At 48.3% G+C, this 20,523-nt stretch carries 11 protein-coding genes and 1 pseudogene; all 12 read left to right on the top strand.

All coding sequences use genetic code 11. The features are described from left to right. Positions 1 to 60 precede the first annotated feature (60 nt). Positions 61 to 2,385 (top strand): glycoside hydrolase family 127 protein, encoded by a 2,325-nt coding sequence (locus ASL14_RS06790; RefSeq protein ID WP_134910991.1) that lies wholly within the window; start codon positions 61 to 63, stop codon positions 2,383 to 2,385. A gap of 431 nt (positions 2,386 to 2,816) precedes the next feature. Then, positions 2,817 to 3,758 carry a copper amine oxidase N-terminal domain-containing protein gene (locus ASL14_RS06785; RefSeq protein ID WP_134910990.1) on the top strand — a complete coding sequence of 314 codons (942 nt, stop codon included), beginning with the start codon at positions 2,817 to 2,819 and terminating at the stop codon, positions 3,756 to 3,758. 5 nt (positions 3,759 to 3,763) lie between these two features. Beyond that, positions 3,764 to 7,000: a DUF5704 domain-containing protein gene (locus tag ASL14_RS06780; protein WP_134910989.1), complete on the top strand. Its 3,237-nt coding sequence runs from the start codon at positions 3,764 to 3,766 to the stop codon at positions 6,998 to 7,000. Positions 7,001 to 7,316: 316 nt separating this feature from the next. Then, on the top strand, positions 7,317 to 8,204 hold the full coding sequence (locus ASL14_RS06775; protein WP_134910988.1) for a LysR family transcriptional regulator: 888 nt from the start codon (positions 7,317 to 7,319) through the stop codon (positions 8,202 to 8,204). 195 nt (positions 8,205 to 8,399) lie between these two features. Then, positions 8,400 to 9,620 (top strand): M20 family metallopeptidase, encoded by a 1,221-nt coding sequence (locus tag ASL14_RS06770; RefSeq protein ID WP_134910987.1) that lies wholly within the window; start codon positions 8,400 to 8,402, stop codon positions 9,618 to 9,620. Next, positions 9,617 to 11,035, top strand: a complete 1,419-nt coding sequence (locus ASL14_RS06765) for a YfcC family protein (protein ID WP_134910986.1) — start codon at positions 9,617 to 9,619, stop codon at positions 11,033 to 11,035. The genes ASL14_RS06770 and ASL14_RS06765 overlap by 4 nt, the downstream gene beginning before the upstream one ends. A 277-nt stretch (positions 11,036 to 11,312) precedes the next feature. Continuing rightward, positions 11,313 to 13,712 carry a rhamnogalacturonan lyase gene (locus tag ASL14_RS06760; RefSeq protein WP_134910985.1) on the top strand — a complete coding sequence of 800 codons (2,400 nt, stop codon included), beginning with the start codon at positions 11,313 to 11,315 and terminating at the stop codon, positions 13,710 to 13,712. 263 nt (positions 13,713 to 13,975) lie between these two features. Beyond that, positions 13,976 to 15,712, top strand: a complete 1,737-nt coding sequence (locus tag ASL14_RS06755) for an ABC transporter ATP-binding protein (RefSeq protein WP_134914427.1) — start codon at positions 13,976 to 13,978, stop codon at positions 15,710 to 15,712. Then, positions 15,693 to 17,531: an ABC transporter ATP-binding protein gene (locus tag ASL14_RS06750; protein WP_134910984.1), complete on the top strand. Its 1,839-nt coding sequence runs from the start codon at positions 15,693 to 15,695 to the stop codon at positions 17,529 to 17,531. The genes ASL14_RS06755 and ASL14_RS06750 overlap by 20 nt, the downstream gene beginning before the upstream one ends. A gap of 275 nt (positions 17,532 to 17,806) precedes the next feature. Further along, positions 17,807 to 18,462, top strand: a pseudogene (locus ASL14_RS06745) (DJ-1/PfpI family protein). A gap of 143 nt (positions 18,463 to 18,605) precedes the next feature. Beyond that, positions 18,606 to 19,805: an MFS transporter gene (locus ASL14_RS06740; protein ID WP_134910983.1), complete on the top strand. Its 1,200-nt coding sequence runs from the start codon at positions 18,606 to 18,608 to the stop codon at positions 19,803 to 19,805. Then, positions 19,798 to 20,457: a TetR/AcrR family transcriptional regulator gene (locus ASL14_RS06735; protein WP_134910982.1), complete on the top strand. Its 660-nt coding sequence runs from the start codon at positions 19,798 to 19,800 to the stop codon at positions 20,455 to 20,457. The genes ASL14_RS06740 and ASL14_RS06735 overlap by 8 nt, the downstream gene beginning before the upstream one ends. Positions 20,458 to 20,523 lie beyond the last annotated feature (66 nt).

Here is a 20,523-nt window from a genome sequence, read left to right as displayed (position 1 = left end):
GTACTAAATACGCGCTTTCTTTTTTTACATCCTTAATTCGCCTTAAAGGAGGAACGGAAAATGACGCTCAAAGCAAAGGCCCATATGAAAGCAAGACCGTTCGCACTGAACGAGGTGGTGTTGGCTGAAGGTCCCTTCAAACAGGCGATGGAGCTGAACCGATCCTATCTACTGGAGCTTCAACCCGACCGTTTGTTGGCGCGTTTTCGGGAATATGCCGGACTTACACCCAAAGCGCCTCAATATGAAGGCTGGGAAGCCATGTCTATTTCCGGTCATACACTGGGACACTATTTGTCCGCTTGCTCTATGATGTATGCTTCGACGGGCGACGGCCGTTTTAAAGAAATCGCACATTATATTACGGATGAGCTGGACGTTTGCCAAGAAGCGCATGGTGACGGGTATGTATCCGGCATTCCGGGGGGAAAGGAACTTTTTGATGAGGTGTCTGCCGGAAATATTCGTTCGAAGGGCTTTGACCTGAATGGTGCCTGGGCTCCCCTGTATACATTGCATAAGTTGTTCGCTGGTCTGCGTGATGTGTACCATTTGACAGGCTGTGACAAGGCATTGGCAGTAGAACGCAAGCTGGCGAACTGGCTCGGGGGTATTTTGAAGCCGATGAGTGATGAGCAGATGCAGCAGATGATGTTTTGTGAATATGGAGGCATGAACGAGGTATTGGCGGATTTGTACGCGGATACAGGGGAAGAGAGCTACTTGCGGCTGGCTGAGTGTTTCTGGCACAAGCTGGTGCTGGACCCGCTTAGCTCGCAGGAGGATTGTTTACAGGGGATTCACGCCAATACGCAAATTCCGAAGCTGATCGGGCTTGCCAAGGAATATGAGCTGACGAATGATACGAAGCGCCGGGTGACGGTGGAGTTTTTTTGGGATCGGGTGGTGGATCATCATTCGTATGTCATTGGCGGCAATAGCTTTGGAGAATATTTTGGAGCGCCGGGTGGTTTAAATGATCGCATCGGGCCGCATACGACAGAGACGTGCAACACCTATAATATGCTTAAGCTGACCAGCCATCTGTTTCAGTGGAATGTATCCGCCAAGGAGGCAGATTTTTATGAGCGGGGTTTGTTTAATCATATTTTGGCCTCTCAGGACCCGGTTCAGGGGGGTGTAACGTATTTTCTGTCGCTGGCGATGGGTGGACACAAGCATTTTGAAAGCAAGTTTGATGATTTTACATGCTGCGTTGGCACAGGGATGGAAAACCATGCGAGCTACGGCAGCGGCATTTATTTTCACGATCACGATAAGCTGTATGTCAATCAGTTCATTGCTTCCACGCTGGAATGGAAAGACACAGGCGTTACGCTAAAACAAAGCACGTCCTATCCGGATACCGATCATACGACGCTGGAAATTCAATGTGATCAACCTGCCAAATTTATGCTGCTCGTCCGCTATCCTTATTGGGCTGAAAAAGGGATCACCATCCGCGTAAATGGCAAGGAACAAGCGGTCGTATCGGAGCCGGGCAGCTTCGTCTCTATCGCCAGAACGTGGATTGACGGCGATGTTGTAGAGGTGACGATTCCGATGTCGCTGAGACTGGAGCAGATGCCGGATAACCCTGACCGGGCGGCTGTTATGTATGGACCGCTGGTGCTGGCAGGGGACCTCGGTCCCATAGCTGATCCCAAGGCCAAGGATTTCCTGTACACACCGGTATTCATTCCCAAAACGGATGAGCTGGATGCCTGGATACAACCCGTGGAGGGCAAAACGAACACATTTCGCACTTTGGATGCAGGCCACCCCCGGGATGTGGAATTGTCTCCTTTGTATAAAATGCATGACCGCACCTATTCCGTATATTGGGACATCTTTACATCGGAAGCGTGGCAGGAGGCAGAAAAGGAATACACGGCGGCACGCGAAAAGCTGGCTATTCTGGAGCAGTGCACGATCGACTTCGCCCAACCCGGAGAAATGCAACCGGAGCGGGATCATAACTTCCAGGGAGATGCTTCGGCTCGCACCGGATATGTAAACAACCGACCTTACCGGAATGCGGGCATTGACGGCTGGTTTTCTTTTGATCTGAATACAGATCCGGCTGCTCCGATGCTGCTGGTCATTACCTACACAGCTACGCTGGAAATGCCAAACTGCGGTTTTGATATTTTGATTAACGGTCATCCGCTGGAGCATTTTAGTGAAGGCTTCGATGAGGCCGACAAGTTTTACAACGTAAATGCCGCCATTCCGGCTGCATATCTGGAGGGCAAGGATAAAGCGACAGTGACCTTCAAAGCCAAGCCGGGACAGCGTATTCGCAGATTGTTTGGACTGAGAATGGTTAACCAGGACGTGTATGAGCGGCTATATCAGGATGGCAGTTCAGGTGTGCATGAATGATATTTGAGATGTTTCGTGAGAAAAAAGTAACGTTTGATTTTTAGTCAGTTATGATTTATGATGTAAGAAATATTGGATGATGCTGGAACAATCATTAGGGTATGAACTGAGATATTCATCGTTTTTTGCGCGTGAAGCACACGGGCTGTTTCTTCCTTACAGGGGAGAGGCAGCCCTTTTTTGTTGAGATTTTTGGGAAATGTAACTACTTGAAGGAATTAGTCTCCTGATATTAGGGGAATAAAACTTTGGTCAACGTAGTCTGTTTTTTTTAGAATGCTTTATATTAGAAGTTTTTCTTATAGATTTTGTGATAGGGAAACCATATAATATATAAGTTGTATCCAGTATTTTCCGAAAGTGGGGGATGCGATAAGTTCATGGGATCTGGGCTGATATACATAGTTTAAGCAGACAAAGGGGATAGAGAGATGAGTATGAAAAAATGGATGTTGAGTTTGACCGCAGTCACGTTGCTATGGGGAGCAACCAGTACAATTCCAACGACGGAAGCAGCAAGTAGCTCCAAACCGATTGAAGTATTATTGAATGCGAAAAAAATACAGTTTCCGGACGCTAAACCATTTCAGGATGATAACGATTATGTGATGGTTCCGATTCGTTTTGTATCCGAAGCGTTGGGGGCTAAGGTAGGCTGGGAGAAAAATGGCGGTCAGTTGGCCGTGTCGATTAAGAATGACGCGCATGTGGTCAACATGACGGTGGGACAGAACACGGCTACCGTGGATGGACAGACCAAGACGTATGAAACGAAGATTATTTTGAAGCAGAATCGTACTTTTGTACCGCTGCGGCTAGTAAGTGAAGGCTTGGGTCAGACGGTAGAGTGGGATAAGGTTAGCCGCTGGGTTTGGATTGGGAAGAAGGGGATTGCCGCGCTGGAGGATAAAGGACTCCAAAAAGTCAGCATTGAACCGTACAAGAAACTATTTGCTAAAGACCCGTTTTTGCTTAAAAATCTAAATGGTCAAGAATACACAAAAACTATAATTTTTAAGTATTCGGATCTTCCGATCAAATTATTGCGTGATGTGTATTCAGTTGAACCATACACCTTAAAAGGGGTTCCTTACTTGAAAGTCAGAATTAAAACTATATCTACAGCAAGCCCATTGTTCTATGTCACTAAGAGTAATGATACGAGATACCGTTATCCTATGGATGAACTTACCCAAGATAACGGGGATGGGACAAAAATGATTTTCTATAAAATTTATTCTTCGGCTGACGAAATGTACTATGGCATCAAAGATTACAAATCATTTAAACTCCAAGACATTCAATACATTGGTTTTTATGGCGCATCGACAGATTATATACCGCTAATGATCAGCCCTTGGAAAGGTAACTAAAGCACATGAAGACCGCACAACGCATTCTGGCCGTATTGTTGGTGGGGGTACTGCTATTCTTGCAGCTCCCACCTTTTTCTTTTCCTACCAACAAGGCAGCAGCCGATACGGAAATTACGCCACTGTCCTACTATCCAGACAAGAATGATCGCTACTTTGTCGGCATGATGTACTTCGATATGTGGAAGAATACCGCAGGGACTTGGGTCACAGATGGTGGTAAGCAACCCAATAAGGATATGCAGGGTGAAGCCACATTTACCTACAAGTTTAATTTTCCAGGTCGTAAGATTAAGAATGTCGAAGCAAAATTGTATGATCCAGCAGCAAAAGCTAACCAAGACAATCCTGATTATATAAAGTATTTTACAAAATCTCGGTCAGATACCTATGGAGACTATCTGACTTCAATAAGTGGCGGCCCCAAAGGGGGTACTAAGGATTCGGATGTTCGACCTTTTGGAAAAAAGGGAATAGGAACTGATACAACGATAATCCCAATCACAGTAAATATACGGCTAAACGCTGATAGACCTAGAGATATAAAGCTGGAGAGCTGCTCTAACTGTGCGAAGGAAGTAGAAGCCTACCGTATTTTCCAGCCGATCCTGTTCAAGATCGAACTGGAAGGCGGCCTAACCGTGAAGCATTATACTGTAACAGACAAGCCGCTAGATAAGGTGTTTCCACCACGCCACGAAGACCTGAAAGTTGGTCAAACGTATGACTTCACTCCAGGAAGTGATGAAAATTACGAGTACGTGGGCTACAAGAAAAGCTCCACCGGAGCGCCTCCAAGTGGCAACATTACGCCCGGCCAGCTCAAGCCATTGACGTATGACGGCAAGTTTGAGCAGTACACGGTCAATCTTTACTACAAAGAGAAGGGGCCGCCTCCTGACACGAAATGCACCCGACCTACGCCTAGCGGTAGCCAGTCGGACAAATACCTCGACCCAATGGCTTCAGGTGTTATTAAAGCCGATCAACGAGGTGCGTCACGTTTTGATGTAGCCAAGGGTATTCCAACTTCTGAAAGCCTGTACGGAAACGTGCTGGCCCGAAATTACCTGTTTCAAAACACTTTCCAACAGCTCAAAGGCGAGTGCACCTACAACGTCAAGCTGAAGCGTGCCTATGATCTGGAATGGGAAGGACCTACGGATACCTTGCGTATGAGAATCGTGGAGTATTACAAATACGAAATTGTAAAACCGTACTCTTACTGGACGATCGACAACCTTGAGGTGTACGGTATCAAGAACGCGCAGCTACGAAACTATGCACTGCCGGGAGGTAGTATTACGATTCCGCCGAAGGATTATGCCCCTCCTGCTTTAGAATCAGCGAACAACGGTAATTATTATCCGGGGCCAGATCCGGGCATCATCGACGGGGGTTCACTTTATATTTATGGCGGCAAGAGTATGCCTAAGGTGCCCAATGAACAAAGGTCACTGGAGCCTGTGGCCCAGAAGGCTACACCAGACGTGGAAGTGGAAAACGATACTGTGAAATTCAACGGTCAAACGATCATGGACCACCAGCGTGTCAAGGAAAAGGGCCCGACTCCTGGCAAAATCCCTGAACCCGTAAAAATCGGGTCGGATACCCTGTACAGCCCGGGCCATGTGATTGAAAAGCACAAGATCAATAAACCCAATACGTCAAGTAGCGGTGACATTACCTATGCGATTTTAAAAGGAAATATCAATGGCGGTGCAGATAAGACTTTGCCGATCCAAGGGATCAACACCGTGACCGTCCATACGCCCGTGGTGAATCTTTCAAGTGTGTCAGACGATGCGGCCCACAACCAGAAAACCCAACCGACGAAAGGTCGATCAGCGCTCATTCTGGAACGTCCTTTCCGCGTGACGATTTCAACGGCGGGCCCGCATCTGAATATTCCCGGCTATGGTGATCGGGAGTATGCCAAATATGTGCGAACCAAGCAGGTGCGATTTCCGTTCGATGTGTACGACAAGGGGAAAACTCAATTCTATCCGCATGGAACCTGGATCGACATTCCGGTAAGGCAACTGGACACAGACTTCTATTTGCCCGTATGGGTGGATGAAGGGAATTATACCGTCGAGTTTCGGACTATTGCGGAAAACGCACCGGACGGGTTCACTGAGCAGCGTCATGCCAATACGGACCTTGCCGATCATGTCGCCAATGATGTGGTAGAGATCGAGGTCATCGGACGGATGTATGATTTTCATATCACGGATATTGCCGACTACCATTGGGAGCGGGTGTTCCGACAGCGCAAAGGAAGTCCGGTACATAGCGGACTGTCCTATTGGACGGGACTAGGGAACATCGACGGACTGCCAAGGGGGAATCAGGAGCCGTTTACCTTGCCTGTCCGCCCTGGCAGTCATCCGCATGAAGGCTACCAAAATGTGGCGATCAAGACAGGCTACCACTTCAAGTTTGACCTCAAAACCAAAGGGAATATGTTCAGCGCCAAGGATGGTATCCGCATCACGCCATCATTCTATTGGGTAAGCAAAGATGGTCGTCAGCGAGAAGAGGTGGAGCTGTATACACATGCGGGAAGCCGCAAGTTCATCCGCTTGGGATCGGCGGAGGATCAGGAGAAGCGATATGTCATTTTAAATGAGCGGCTACGCAATGTACCGACGGAGGAAATGCAGGATACAGCAGCCTATCAATACAAGCAAGAGCTGAGTGAAACACAGCGAAGCCAGTCGACGCTGGAACGCTATGTTTCCCTCTATGCCCAGCGTATCACGCGCAGCAAGACGTGGATCGGCCGTTACGATTGGCTGGTGCTGCCTGCGGCGGTCCGTACCTTGATCGGTCCGAAGACGGACCTGCCGGATGGAGTCGATGTCGACCGTGCCAATGCGTCGATTCAGCGCTGGTATGGCGAATATAGCCTGCCTGCTGATGTATACGTGGTTCCTAAAGGGACTGATTTACGTGAAGAAAGCCGTCGCCGGGAGCTAAACGAGCATGCGAGCATATTTAAGAAAACGGGCTACATCATTGTTAACTTCAATTTGGAGTCGCTCCGTCAGGGGGATACCGAGCATCCACATTTGCAGTATATTAACGGCCCGCTGCTGAACCAGTGGCAACTGGAAGGCTACCGGAGAGAAGTAAAAGACCCGTACCAGCATACCTTTCGTTTACAGGATGGGGATGTAGTGTTTTATCATGCGGATCAGTCGAGCCGGGATGATTTTAGTTCCTTTGTTCCACATTAAGAACCCAAAAGAAGCTCACTTGATGGGAGATGCTTTTCATCCTTCGGTGAGCTTCTTCTATGCAAGCTGAACTGAAAAAATGTACATGTAAACGAAGTAGGCGAATGGTGCTGTACAAGCGAAGCGGTCGCTTTAAAAGCGAGTTTCTTTTGCAAAAGTGGATTGGAGATGGGACGGGGATCATTTTGCCGGATTTAACCGGGTCTTTGCCCATGCCCTTCATGCGGTATAATAGACCGATACGTCTGTGGGCTTTTTTCCTGCGGAGAACACGAGAACGGATGAATAAGGGAACAATATAACGAAAGGAGTGGCGATGATGGATGAAAAGGATTGCCTGATGTTGTGCTACATTGCAGAAGAACATAGTCTGAAACGTGCCGCCGAGCGTTTGTATATTACACAGCCCGCCTTGACCTACCGTCTGAACCAATTGGAAAAGGAGTTCGGGGTGCCGATTATCGTACGCGGGAACAGGGGAACGAAGCTGACCATGGAAGGGGAAAGATTGGCTGAGTATGCCAAACGAAATTTGAGAGAATTGACCGAATTAAAAGAAGCCGTTATTCATCTGAGAGGTGAGGTAAAAGGAACGCTTCGTTTGGGGATTTCAAGCTACTACGGGCATTATCGGCTTCCGCCGATCTTAAAGAGCTTCAAGGATATTTATCCTGACGTGCAATTTTCGGTTACCTGCGGACTCAGTGCAGAAATCTATGAAATGCTTCGCGGGGATGAAATTCATTTGGGTGTCATTCGCAATGACTACCCTTGGTCTGAGGGGAAGCATCGTCTTTCCGAGGAGCATATCTGCGTAATCTCCAAAGAAGCTGTAGAGCTTGAACAATTGCCGGAGCTTCCGCTGATTCGTTATAAGGACCCGGGCAAACCGCAGCTTTCCGGTCACATGTACTCCTCGTTTAACGAATCGGTGCAGGCGTGGTGGAGTGAGATGTTGGGCAGGCCGCCGCGGGTTTCCATGGAGGTGGACAGCTACGAAACCTGTAAGGAAATGGTCCGACACGGACTGGGATATTCCATCGTACCCGAAATTTTTGTCTCTCCAAAGGATGAATTGTATGCATTTAATTTGATTCGCAAGAATGGGGAGCCTGTGCTGCGTCGAACATGGATGTTGTATAAAAATAAATCCAGCCACCTTATGGCAGTGGAAAGATTTGTAGAATGGATGCTCCAGTCTTAACCTGATGAAGGCAGCGAATATACGTAATTATTGGCGAATAATGGCGTATTTCAAAAAAAGTCATGTTATATATAAAATAATTTTAAGTATAAAGCCAAAAAATATTAAATTTACTTCACTGGCATTCGCTTATACAATGTTGAATATTGATTGTATATTTATTCGTTATGACGAATGAAAGGCGGCATTCCATTGATGAACTCAACAGCGAACGGACATAATGGCAGAACGCCATCCCATGAAGAGATTATGAAGGCTGTAGATGCAAAGGACCACGAATTACGGGAGCTTGCCCGAACAATACATAAACATCCTGAGCTAAGCTTTCATGAATATCAGGCACAAGGCTGGCTCACAAATACACTGGAACAGGCAGGTTTTGCTGTGGAAAAAGGTATTGCCGGCCTGGAAACCTCCTTCCGTGCGGAATGGGAAGGGAAGTCCGGCGGACCCACAATCGCTCTGCTGGCTGAATATGATGCACTCCCAGCGATTGGACATGCCTGCGGACACAACCTGATTTGTACCGCATCAGTGGGGGCCGCTATAGCCCTGAAGGAAGCGATGCCGGATCTGCCCGGACGCATCGTGGTGCTAGGCACACCAGCCGAGGAAGAGGGTGGTGGCAAAATCATCATGTGCGAGCATGGAGTGTTCGACGGCATTGACGCCGTAATGATGGTGCATCCGCAGAGCAAAACGATGGTTTTGCGAGGGGGATTGGCCTGCGTGGATGCCACGTTTACGTTTCATGGCAAGCAGGCCCATGCCGCTTCCTCCCCGGAGAAGGGCATTAGCGCACTGGATGCCATGATTAATGCCTTTGTGGCGATTAATTCGGTTCGCCAGTTCGTCACCAGTGACGTGCGTATCCACGGCATCATTACAAAGGGCGGAGACGCCCCGAATGTTGTGCCGGAGCTGTGCGAGGCTGTGTTTATTTTGAGGGCGCAAACCGTCGTCGGCTTGGCTGAGGTGCGGAACAAGGTGTACCGCTCTGTTCGTGCAGCGGCAGAAGGCATGGGCGCCACCGTGGATATTGCCGAGGGACTTATTTATGCGGAGCGCAATACGAACAAGAGATTAGCCGCTTTATTCCAGAGCAATCTGGAGCAGCTCGGTCTGGAGGTACACGAGCCACCTGCACAGGGGGGGATCGGTTCGTCGGATATTGGCAATGTCAGCCAGATTACCGCAGCAATTCATCCTTATATCCGACTGGGTGACGCGTCCACGCATACACCGGAATTTGCTCAGCTTGCGGGAGCGGAGGAAGGCATGATTGAAATGAACTATGCCGCCAAAGCGCTGGCCTTGACGGCTTATGATCTAGTGACCGATCCGATGGCTTTGAGTGAGGTACGGACTGAATTTGAACAGTGGCAAGCGCAGAGAAACGGGGGAGCATCCGAATGAGTAGCAACACGACCGTACCGAGCGGCCCCAAAAAATGGCTGAAAATGCCGCATACCTTTGTCATTCTTATTTTTCTGACCTTAGTGGCCGGGATATTGACCTATGTCGTGCCCGCTGGAGAGTTTGAACGGGTTAAAAATGAAACAACCGGCAAAACGCTGCTCGTTCCCGGTTCGTACGCTCATGTCGATCCGAATCCGGTTACGCTGTGGGATATTCCAAAATCCATCGTATCCGGTCTGGTCGATTCTGCTGATGTGGTCTTTTTCATTCTGATCATCGGCGGTGTTTTTCAGATTATTACGTCCTCGGGAACGATTGAGGCGGTCACGGGAAGAGTCGCGAGGTCTTTTTCCAACAAAGGCATATGGGTGATTCCGGTATTTATTACCCTGTTTTCCGTGGGCGGTTTTACGATGGGCATGTCCACCGAGGTTATGGTATTCGTGCCGATTGGTATTGCTATCGCCCGGGCGTTGAAATTTGATGCGATGACGGGTACGGCCATGATTTCACTGGGGGCTTCCTGCGGATTTACTGCCGGGCTGCTGAATCCGTTTAATGTCGGCTTGGCACAGGCGATTGCACAAATCCCTATTTTTTCAGGGCTGTGGCTTCGTGCCATCCTGTTGGTTATCTTGATCGTCATTACGAGCTTATATATTATGCGTTATGCCAGTAAAGTGAAGAAAAGCCCGGAAAGCAGCCTCGTTTACGAATTGGAAAAGAGCGCTGAAGACAAGCCGGTGGATCTATCCAATCTGCCTTCCATACAGCTTAAGCATATCCTGATCATTTTGACCGTTGTAGTAAGCTTCGCGATGTTGATCTGGGGAGTGTCCAAAAAGGATTGGTGGATGGAGGAACTGGCTGCCCTGTTTCTTTCGATGGGAGTCATTTCCGGCTTTTGTGCAGGCTACGGGCCAAGTCGCATTGCGACAGAGTTTGCCAAAGGGGCCAAAGATATCACCTATGGTGCGCTGATTATCGGTTTTGCACGTTCCATCGTGGTTGTACTGGATCACGGCAATGTGATTGATTCCATCGTTAACAGCCTTGCTATCATGGTGGGACATTTGCCTGAATCGGTACAAGTGCTGGGCATGTATGTGTTCCAAAACATTATGAACGTATTCATCACCTCCGGTTCGGGAATGGCCGCAACGACGATGCCGATTATGGTGCCACTGTCCGATCTGCTCGGCATTACTCGCCAAACGACGGTGCTTGCCTTCCAGCTTGGAGATGGATTTTCGAACATGATTTTGCCTACTTCCTCAGCCTTAATGGGGAGCTTGGCCGTATCGGGTATTCCGTATCAGAAATGGGTTCGTTTCTTTTGGCCGCTACTGGCTGTGTGGTTCGTACTGGGTGCAGTATTCGTGGTTGTCGCTCAAATTATCGGATATCACTAAACTATAAAGTATGATCGGTCTTTATATGGTTTAAAGTTTCATGGCTAATTCATCAGCAATATTTTTCAGCCCTCATCTTGCCGTGTTCGTACAGGCTTGGTGGGGGCTGTTTTATGTGAAACGGCAAACAACACGGATTTGTGAAGAGAAATCCCCGGATATTTAAACGCTTTTGGGAGAACGGCAAAACTATAATAATAAGGAATTTAAATTATGTAAGCGCAATCATTTTGGGTATTTGCTTGTCATCACAACACAATTGAGGAGGACGACTTGGATGGCTCAAAGGAAAGGCGCATGGCGAAAGGGAACCTTGACCGCCGCGTTGGCAACGATGCTGGCGATGACGGGTACAACTGTGGGGATGGCGGCAGAAGCTCCATCTGAACCGGAGCTTCAGGCAGCATCGGCTGTTGCTGTCGACCAGAACCGGAGTGGCAGCATCCAACTGGAAAAGCTGGATCGGGGACTGGTGGCTGCGGTGACACAGGAGGGTGTATTTTTAAGCTGGCGACTGCTGGCGCAGGAAGTGAATGGTTACAGCCCAACGGGGCTGACAGGCGCGAATTTTAATGTATACCGTGACGGTAAAAAGATCTCGACGGTGACCGACAGCACCAACTATGTGGATAAAGAAGGAAGCGGAAAAGCGGTGTACAGAGTAGCTTCGGTTGTGAATGGACGGGAAAAGGATCGCAGCGCCAAAGTGACGCCGTGGCAGCAGGGTTACTATGAACTGCCTCTTCAAAAGCCCGCCGATGGAGTAACGCCCGCAGGAGAATCCTATACGTATTCGGCCAATGATATGAGTGTGGGGGATGTGGATGGAGATGGACAATATGAATTTTTTGTAAAATGGGACCCGTCGAACTCCAAGGACGTTTCTCAGAAGGGCTATACCGGAAATACGTATGTTGATGCATATACGGTTGAGGGCAGGCTGTTATACCGGATCGACCTGGGTGTGAATATTCGGTCAGGTGCGCATTATACACAGATGATGGTGTACGATTTTGATGGTGACGGCCAAGCCGAGCTGATGTTCAAAACGGCTCCAGGTACCAAAACGATTTCTTTTGACAAGAAGGGCAAGCCGAAAAAAGAAACCTATATTACCCTGCCCCGTGAGGATCGCAAAGCAGGAATTACGCATAAGGACGATTATCGTTTAAGCCGCACGGATTATTACGAGCATGTGGTGAACATGTTCATGAACTGGACGAAGTATGAAGAAGTGGTCAAAGGGCAATGGCCTGCTACGCTGGAGGAATGCTTCGGCATCGCTCCAAAGTATAGCTATCCGTTATCCCGTAAGGATGCGGAAAGTTTGACGGACTACTTTATGGATGTATACGCCCCTGCGCGGAGTGACAAAAACAAGCTGAGAGAGTTCGAAGGCTTCATTGTGGATGGGCCGGAATATTTGACCATTTTCAAAGGAAAAACGGGTGCCGAGCTGGACACCGTCCGCTATGAGCCGGAGCGTCATGACGATGGCCTCATGTGGGGCGATTACGCCATGGCCCGGATTGAACCCGCCAACCGGGTGGATCGTTTCCTGGCAGGCGTGGCTTACTTGGACGGCCGCAAACCGTACGCCGTGTTTGCACGCGGCTATTATACGCGTTCCACGCTGGTCACCTACACATGGAACGGTCGCCATCTCGAAAAGCATTGGATGGTGGACAGCGGCTGGGCGCCGATGACGAATCCGTTTAACGATAGTCCGCACGGGCGCGGTGGAACAGACCCGAATTTCGGCACCTTGACCACACAGGGAGCCCATTCGCTGAGCGTGGCGGATGTGGATGGTGACGGCAAGGACGAAATCGTATACGGCTCTGCCACCATCGACCATGATGGCAGCCTGCTGTACAGCTCGTTTGATGTCATGCCTCCAGAAAGCGCGATTCCGGGCCAAACAGCCAGACTGGGACACGGCGATGCGCTGCATGTGACGGATATTGACCCTGATCGGCCGGGAAAAGAAATCTTTATGGTGCATGAGGGCGGCACCTATGCCCCTTATGGTTATTCGCTTCGGGATGCCAAAACGGGCAAGGTCATTTACGGCGGATACTCTGGCAAGGATACGGGCCGGGGGATGATCGGTGACGTAGACCCTGAACAGCGAGGACTGGAAACCTGGGCTATGGGCTTATGGACCGCTGCGGGCAAGCAACTCGATACCAAGATGCCAGGCACCAATATGAGTATCAAATGGGCGGCGGACATGACCACTCAAATCGTAAATGGGGCGATTGACGTGACCCCAACTATTGAGGACTGGAAACGAGGCACATTGCTGACCGCAACAGGCACTAAAACGAACAACTATACCAAAGGAACGCCATCGCTGGTAGCCGACATTTTCGGAGACTGGCGGGAGGAAATGCTCGTCCGCACAGCGGATAGCTCGGCGATCCGTATCTATTTGAGCACTGAGCCTACGACGCATAAATTGTACACACTGATGCATGATCCACAGTACCGGGCGGACGTGGCGCGTCAAAATACGGGCTATAACCAGCCATCTTATACCAGCTATTACTTCGCATCTGATATGGATTGGGCGAACGTGCCGATTCCCAAGCTCTACACGCCAAGAGCCGTAATTCAGGAAGAGAGCGGCGATGAGGTGGATGAGGTAGAGTCAGCAGTATCAGCAGAGGAATAATGAACTTTGGGGACGACAAGTAAGTTGATTACAATGAAATCGCAAGGAGAGCCGTATTTACGTGCTCTCTTTTTTGCATAATTTTAATTCCTGCAACCGGAGTCTCCAATTTGCTGGTTAAACGAAGTCGTTCAGAAGGGTATAATAAAATATAGTGCTGTATAAAGTGCGTATATATGGTTTTACAGCAGGCTTGATTCATATAACCATTACACGCTGATCTGGAAGGACGGCTATGGGCAATTGGAGGAATGCTTGTGGTAATGATGTTTTCTTTTCTAAAAAAATATCGGGTTCCAGCCATCGCAGCGCTCGTGATGATGCTGCTGGAATTGACGGTAGAGCTATCGCAGCCATATTTGATCTCTAAAATCATTGATGAGGGCATCCGGCAGCAGGATTTGTCCGTCGTCTGGTTATGGGGCAGTGTACTGGTAGGGAGTGCAGTTATCGCTTTTATAGCGGGTATATCCAGTTCCTTTTTTGCTTCCCATGCCAGTCAGGGCTTCGGCTATGATTTGCGTGAAAAGCTGTATCGTAAAGTGCAATCCTTTTCGTATCCTGTGTTTAAACGTTTTGCCACTTCGTCGCTGATTACGCGCCTGACCGGGGATGTCACGCAAGTACAGGATACGGTGTTTATGAGCCTGCGGTTTATGACACGGGTGCCGCTAGTGGTGATTGGCAGCATCGTGATGGCGCTGGTCGTGCATTTCAGACTTGGACTGTTGCTGGCGGTCATGGCCCCGGTGCTGTTCGTGTTTGTGCTGGTGATGATGCGACGGACGGTCACTTTGTTTAAGGGTGTCCAGCGTCGTCTGGATGATGTTAACGGGGTGATTCAGGAGAACCTGACAGGTATCCGGCTCATTCGGGTTTTTGTGCGGATGCGGCATGAAATCGAGCGTTTTGCCCACTACGGGGGTGAACTGATGAAAGGGACGGTTTCCGCTCTGCGCTGGACAGAAACGACGATGCCGTTCATTTTGTTTACGATGAATGTTGGAATTATTGCCGTACTTTGGTTCGGACGCGGCCAAATTTCCACTGGGGATGCCAGTGTAGGACAGGTGGTCGCTGTCGTCAATTATTCATTGCGGACGATTGGAGCCTTATCTGCCTTGTCGGGGATTGTTGTTGTATTTTCCCGGGCTACTGCATCTACCGGACGGATTCTTGAGGTACTGGAGACACATCATGAAGACTATGGGGAACGGGAGCCTATTCCAACACATAACACGCGAATAGAGGGACAGGTGGAACTGGATCGGGTGAGCTTTCATTATCCGGGCAGCGATCTCGCGGTGCTAAAGGATATTTCCTTTATGGCTCGACCGGGTGAGCGAATAGCTATTATGGGGGCCACTGGCTCGGGCAAATCCTCACTTGTGCAGCTGATTACGCGTCTGTATGAAGAAGATGAAGGTCATGTGCGTTTTAACGGAAAGGACGCTCGTGAACTGGATGCGTCCATATTACGAGAGGCTATTGGCTATGTCCCTCAGGAGGTACTGCTATTCACCGGCTCAATTCGGGATAATATTGCTTGGGGGCTGGAGAATGCCAGCCTGGAGCAAATTAAGGAAGCCGCACGTATGGCGCAAATCCATAATATGATTGAACGCTTGCCGCAAGGCTATGACACGATGCTCGGGCAGCGTGGCGTCAATCTGTCCGGTGGACAGAAGCAGCGGCTATCTATTGCCCGCGCACTGGTGCGCCAGCCGACAGTGCTGATTTTGGACGACAGCACAAGTGCATTGGATGTAGGGACAGAAGCAGCACTACTGAATGCACTCGATGGCCTGTCATGCACGACATTTCTCATTACGCAAAAAATCAGCTCGACGGCCTCAGCAGATCAGATTTTACTGCTGGATGAGGGTCGCCTGATGGCAAGTGGAAGTCATGAGCATCTCATGGATAGCTCGGATCTGTATCGGCGTATCTATGAGTCACAATACGGAAAGGAGGAGTCGCATGTTCAAGGAACTCATTGAACCGTTCCGTCAGCCTACACCGCCGTCCGGTGTGCTGCGAAATCCGGCGGGAGCTGAAGGACGCCGCAAGGCCAAAGCGAAGAACTGGTCTGGCACGTTAGGACGGATATGGGCTTATCTGGCCCGCCGTAAGGCCAAACTGATGCTGGTACTGTTCATGGTACTGCTCAGCTCCGGGCTGGCTCTGCTGGGTCCGTATTTGGTCGGCGTCGCAGTGGACGATTTTCTGGAAGGTCCGGGCGGACGCACGTGGATTTATTTTCTCATTGGGCTGGGGGCTGTGTATTTGCTTAATTCGCTGACCTCCTGGCTGCAAAATATCTGGATGATCGAAATCGCCCAAGAGACGGTGTATCGTATGCGTTTCGATCTGTTTTCACATTTGCATCGGCTACCGATTCCTTTCTACGGCAAACGTCAGCAGGGAGAGATCATGAGCCGTCTGACCAATGATATCGAAAATGTCAGCTCTACGCTGAACAGCTCGGCCATTCAGATTTTTTCGAGCATATTGACGCTAATTGGTACACTCACGGTGATGCTGTGGTTAAGCCCGCTGATGACCCTGCTCACCTTTATTGTGGTGCCGTTAATGGCAGCCGGGATGCGCTGGATTACACGCCGTACCGGGCCTTTATACAAGGAACGCCAGAAGAACCTGGGGGAACTGAACGGTTATATTGAAGAAACGCTGTCCGGGCAGCAGATTATCAAAGCATTTTCGCAGGAAAAGAGAGTTATTCGCGGCTTTGGCGAACGTAATGATCGTATCCGTCTGTCGGGCTTCTGGGCACAAACGATTTCCGGTTTTATTCCGAAGCTGATGAACGGGCTGAATAATCTCAGTTTTGCCATTGTAGCGGGGATCGGCGGGATTTTGGCCATTCACGGCTCTATTACCATCGGGACAATCATCATCTTTGTGGAGTATGCTCGTCAGTTCACCAGACCGCTGAACGATCTGGCTAACCAGTGGAACACCCTGCTGTCCGCCATTGCCGGCGCTGAGCGTGTATTTGAAATATTGGATGAGGATGAAGAGTCCAAGGATGAACGCGGCGCAGTGGAGGTAGAGCATGTAGAGGGGGCTGTGCGGTTTACGGATGTTTCCTTCGGTTATGATGAGGGAAGCGCTACGCTGAAAGGTATCTCTTTTGAAGCCAAGCCGGGTGAGATGATCGCGCTGGTCGGTCCGACCGGGGCCGGAAAAACGACGCTGATCCAGTTGATATCCCGTTTTTACAGTCCCGACAAGGGAATGATCACGTTAGATGGACGAGACATTACCACCATACAGCGTGAAAGCTTGCGCTCCCGCATGGCGTTTGTGCTACAGGATTCTTTTCTGTTCCAAGGGACAATCCGCGAAAATATCCGCTTCGGCAGACTGGATGCCACCGATGAAGAGATAGAGGAAGCATCGAAGCTGGCGAATGCCCACTCCTTTATCATGCGGATGAAGGACGGATACGACAAGGTGCTGGAGGCTAACGGCAGCGGCATCAGCCAAGGGCAAAAACAGCTGCTGGCTATTGCACGCGCTATTTTGGCCAACCCTTCAATCCTCGTACTCGACGAGGCAACCAGCAGCATCGACACGATTACTGAGATAAAAATACAAGAAGGACTGGAGCGGCTTATGCAGGGGCGAACAAGCTTCGTCATTGCGCATCGACTGAATACCATTCGTCAGGCTGACCGGATTCTCGTTTTAAAGGATGGACGTCTGGATGAGCAAGGCTCACATGATGAACTGCTGGCCCACAAAGGATTTTACAGTGATTTATATTATGGTCAGTTGAGAAAGCAAAGCTCTTAAGCCGGCTCTGGATAAGCAGATTTGTAGGCATGATGTAGAAGCTTTATGATGCTAAAAAGGACTACCCTGGGGCAGTCCTTTTTAAGTAAGCCTTTTTTACAGGTACGTACTATTAAAGGTTTACAGGGGCAGATGTTTGAAATTAAGATACCTCGGTCGAGGACAGAGGATTTTACACTGGTAAGTTTTCGCAATATTTTATATACCCATACCCCCTATGGGTATGTTAGTATTGGTGTGTAAGAAAAAAATCCCACATCAAAGGAGAGATCATCATGAAAATCGCAATCATGCTTTTCGATGGAATCACAGCATTAGATGCAATTGGTCCATACGATGTATTTGCTGCTACACTGAAATGTGAAGTGAAGTTTGTCGCTAAGAAAAAGGGTTAATCAAGCTGGACTCAAATATGGGTTATTTGCATGCCGATTACAGTTTTTCTGAAGTTACTTCAGCTGATATTCTTGTTGTTCCAGGTTGCAGTCCGCCAAATTATAAAACTCCAATGAATGACGAAGAAACGTTAAATTGGATTCGCCAAATACATGAAACTACGAAATGGACCACGTCGGTTTGCAACGGCTCTCTGATTTTGAGCGCCGCAGGCTTGTTAAATGGAACCGTAGCCACCAGTCATTGGGGTTCCTTAGACCTGCTCCAATCTCTTGGAGCCATTCCAACAGATGAGAGAGTGGTTCGTCAGGGCAAAATCGTTACAGCAGCCGGTGTCTCCTCTGGTATTGATATGGCACTCCAGCTAATGGCATGGGAATTGGGAGAAGATATGAGTAAAGGAGTCCAACTGATTTTGGAATACGATCCTCAGCCTCCGTTTGACACGGGTTCACCAAAGAAAGCACCTGCTATATTGGTAGAACAAATAAGAGGGATGTTACAAGAGTTTGCAAAACAAGAGCCCAATGTGTAACTCAAGAATAACAAGATCTCTTTCCGGTATTAGCTTGGCTAAATAGGTTTGTAATTTTATTTACAAGGGTCCCTATTTCAACTAATATAGTTTACACATAGTAAAGGATTACATAGTGTAAATGGTTGGAGGGGGTTACAAACATGAGCAGCTTACCTAAGTCTGCTACATTTCCACTTTTCATTCTGATGCTGAATTTGTTTATTGCTTTATTGGGTCAAGGTATGGTGATTCCCATTCTGCCTGAATATCTGAAACAATTTAATGCGGCAGGAGCTGCTGCGGGGTATCTTATTGCCGCTTTTGGAGCAGCACAGTTTATTTTTTCGCCCCTAGGTGGGCAGCTTTCGGATAGATGGGGTCGAAAATCCATGATCATCACCGGTCTGTTTTTAACCGTTATCTCGGATCTAATGTTTGCTGTATCTACGACACTGCCTCTTCTATATATTGCCCGATTTATCGGGGGGATAGGTATTGGATTAATGGTTCCTTCCAATATGGCCTACGTCGCTGATATTACCACTTCTGAAACCCGAGCTAAAGGAATGGGATACTTGGGTGCCTCCATGAATTTGGGTATGGTGCTTGGTCCGGGGTTAGGTGGTATGATTGCTGAGTTTGGCATAAGGGTGCCCTATTTTTTTGCTGGTGGACTTGGACTTGTAGCTACGCTGCTTAGCTTATATATGCCAGAGACACTACCCAAGGAAAAACGAAAATCCGCTAGCCAATGGGTTCGCCGAGAGCCAATTCGCAACCAAATCCTAAATTCATTTCGGACATCCTATTTTCGTTATCTTCTCCTCATTCTGATAATGACATTAGGTTTGATGAATTACGAAACAGTGTATGCTCTTTTTGTGGAACGAAAATATGGTTTTGATGCCACTAAAATCTCAATGATCATTACGGTTGGTGCAATTATAGGCATCGTTGTGCAGATATGGCTACTTGATTATCTCATCAAGAGACTTGGTGAAATGAAGCTTATACGTCTCTCTTTGATCATGACAGCCATCGCTTTACTGTTAATGATAATTAAGATCAATTTAGGTTATCTGCTGGCGGTATCGGCTCTGTTTTTTGCTTTTAATGCCTTCCTAAGGCCAACCGTAAGTACAATGATCGCGAACTCAGCTGGTGATCGCCAAGGATATGCCGCCGGATTGAATACGACGTATACCAGCCTAGGCAATATATTAGGACCCATTCTAGCAGGTTTGTTGTTTGACAAACACATTCATATTCCTTATATTTTTGGTGCACTTATCCTTGCATCTGCCCTTTTCTTAACCTTACAAAAATCGAAAAATGAGAAACGGATGGTTGTTAATGACTGAGAACTGGCACCAGAATTTGAAAAACAAAAATAGGGAAGAACTCATTGCGGCTGCCAGGGAACTTTTTATGAAGCAAAGCTTTCTCAAAGTTAATATTAAGGATGTATGCAACGTGGCTGGTGTAAGTCGAGTCACATTCTATAAGCACTTTCAGTCCATGAACGAACTGATCTTTGAGGTCCAGATGGAAATCCTTGAGAGCATGACCGAATTTGTTAGAAGGGCACCTTCAGCCGAAATGAGTGGTAAGAAGATGCTTACTTCGATGCTTGATGCGTGGATTGATTACGCTTGGCAACATCCGGAATACATCAAGTTTATTCTTTTATTCGATCTGCATTACGAAGCTTATGATTCAAATCAAGAACTCAAAGAACAGTACAAAAATTTTGTTAGCCGGGAAAAGGAACGACATTTCCTGATGGATGCTCTGGAAGTTGGATTTCAAGATGGATCATTAAAGTCCGACACGGAACCCTTAAAGACCGCTCATTTTATCTTCACGTCTATGATGGGTATACTCCAGAAAATGAGTCTGACGTCCAAGGACGATTGGAATAACGAACTTGATGATATAGAAATTGCTAACCGATTTGTGGGAATGTTGATTCAGTATTTAAGTCCAGAAAGTGATGAATCCCCTACCTTTTAGGTAGGAGTCGCTGCCGTCCAAAGGATTTCAGATCGTCCGATGGAGTGAAATAGAATAACACGGCTC

This window comes from Paenibacillus sp. IHB B 3084, from assembly GCF_001447315.1.
Taxonomy (GTDB): domain Bacteria; phylum Bacillota; class Bacilli; order Paenibacillales; family Paenibacillaceae; genus Paenibacillus.
This window is presented reverse-complemented; position numbering and strand designations above follow the sequence as displayed.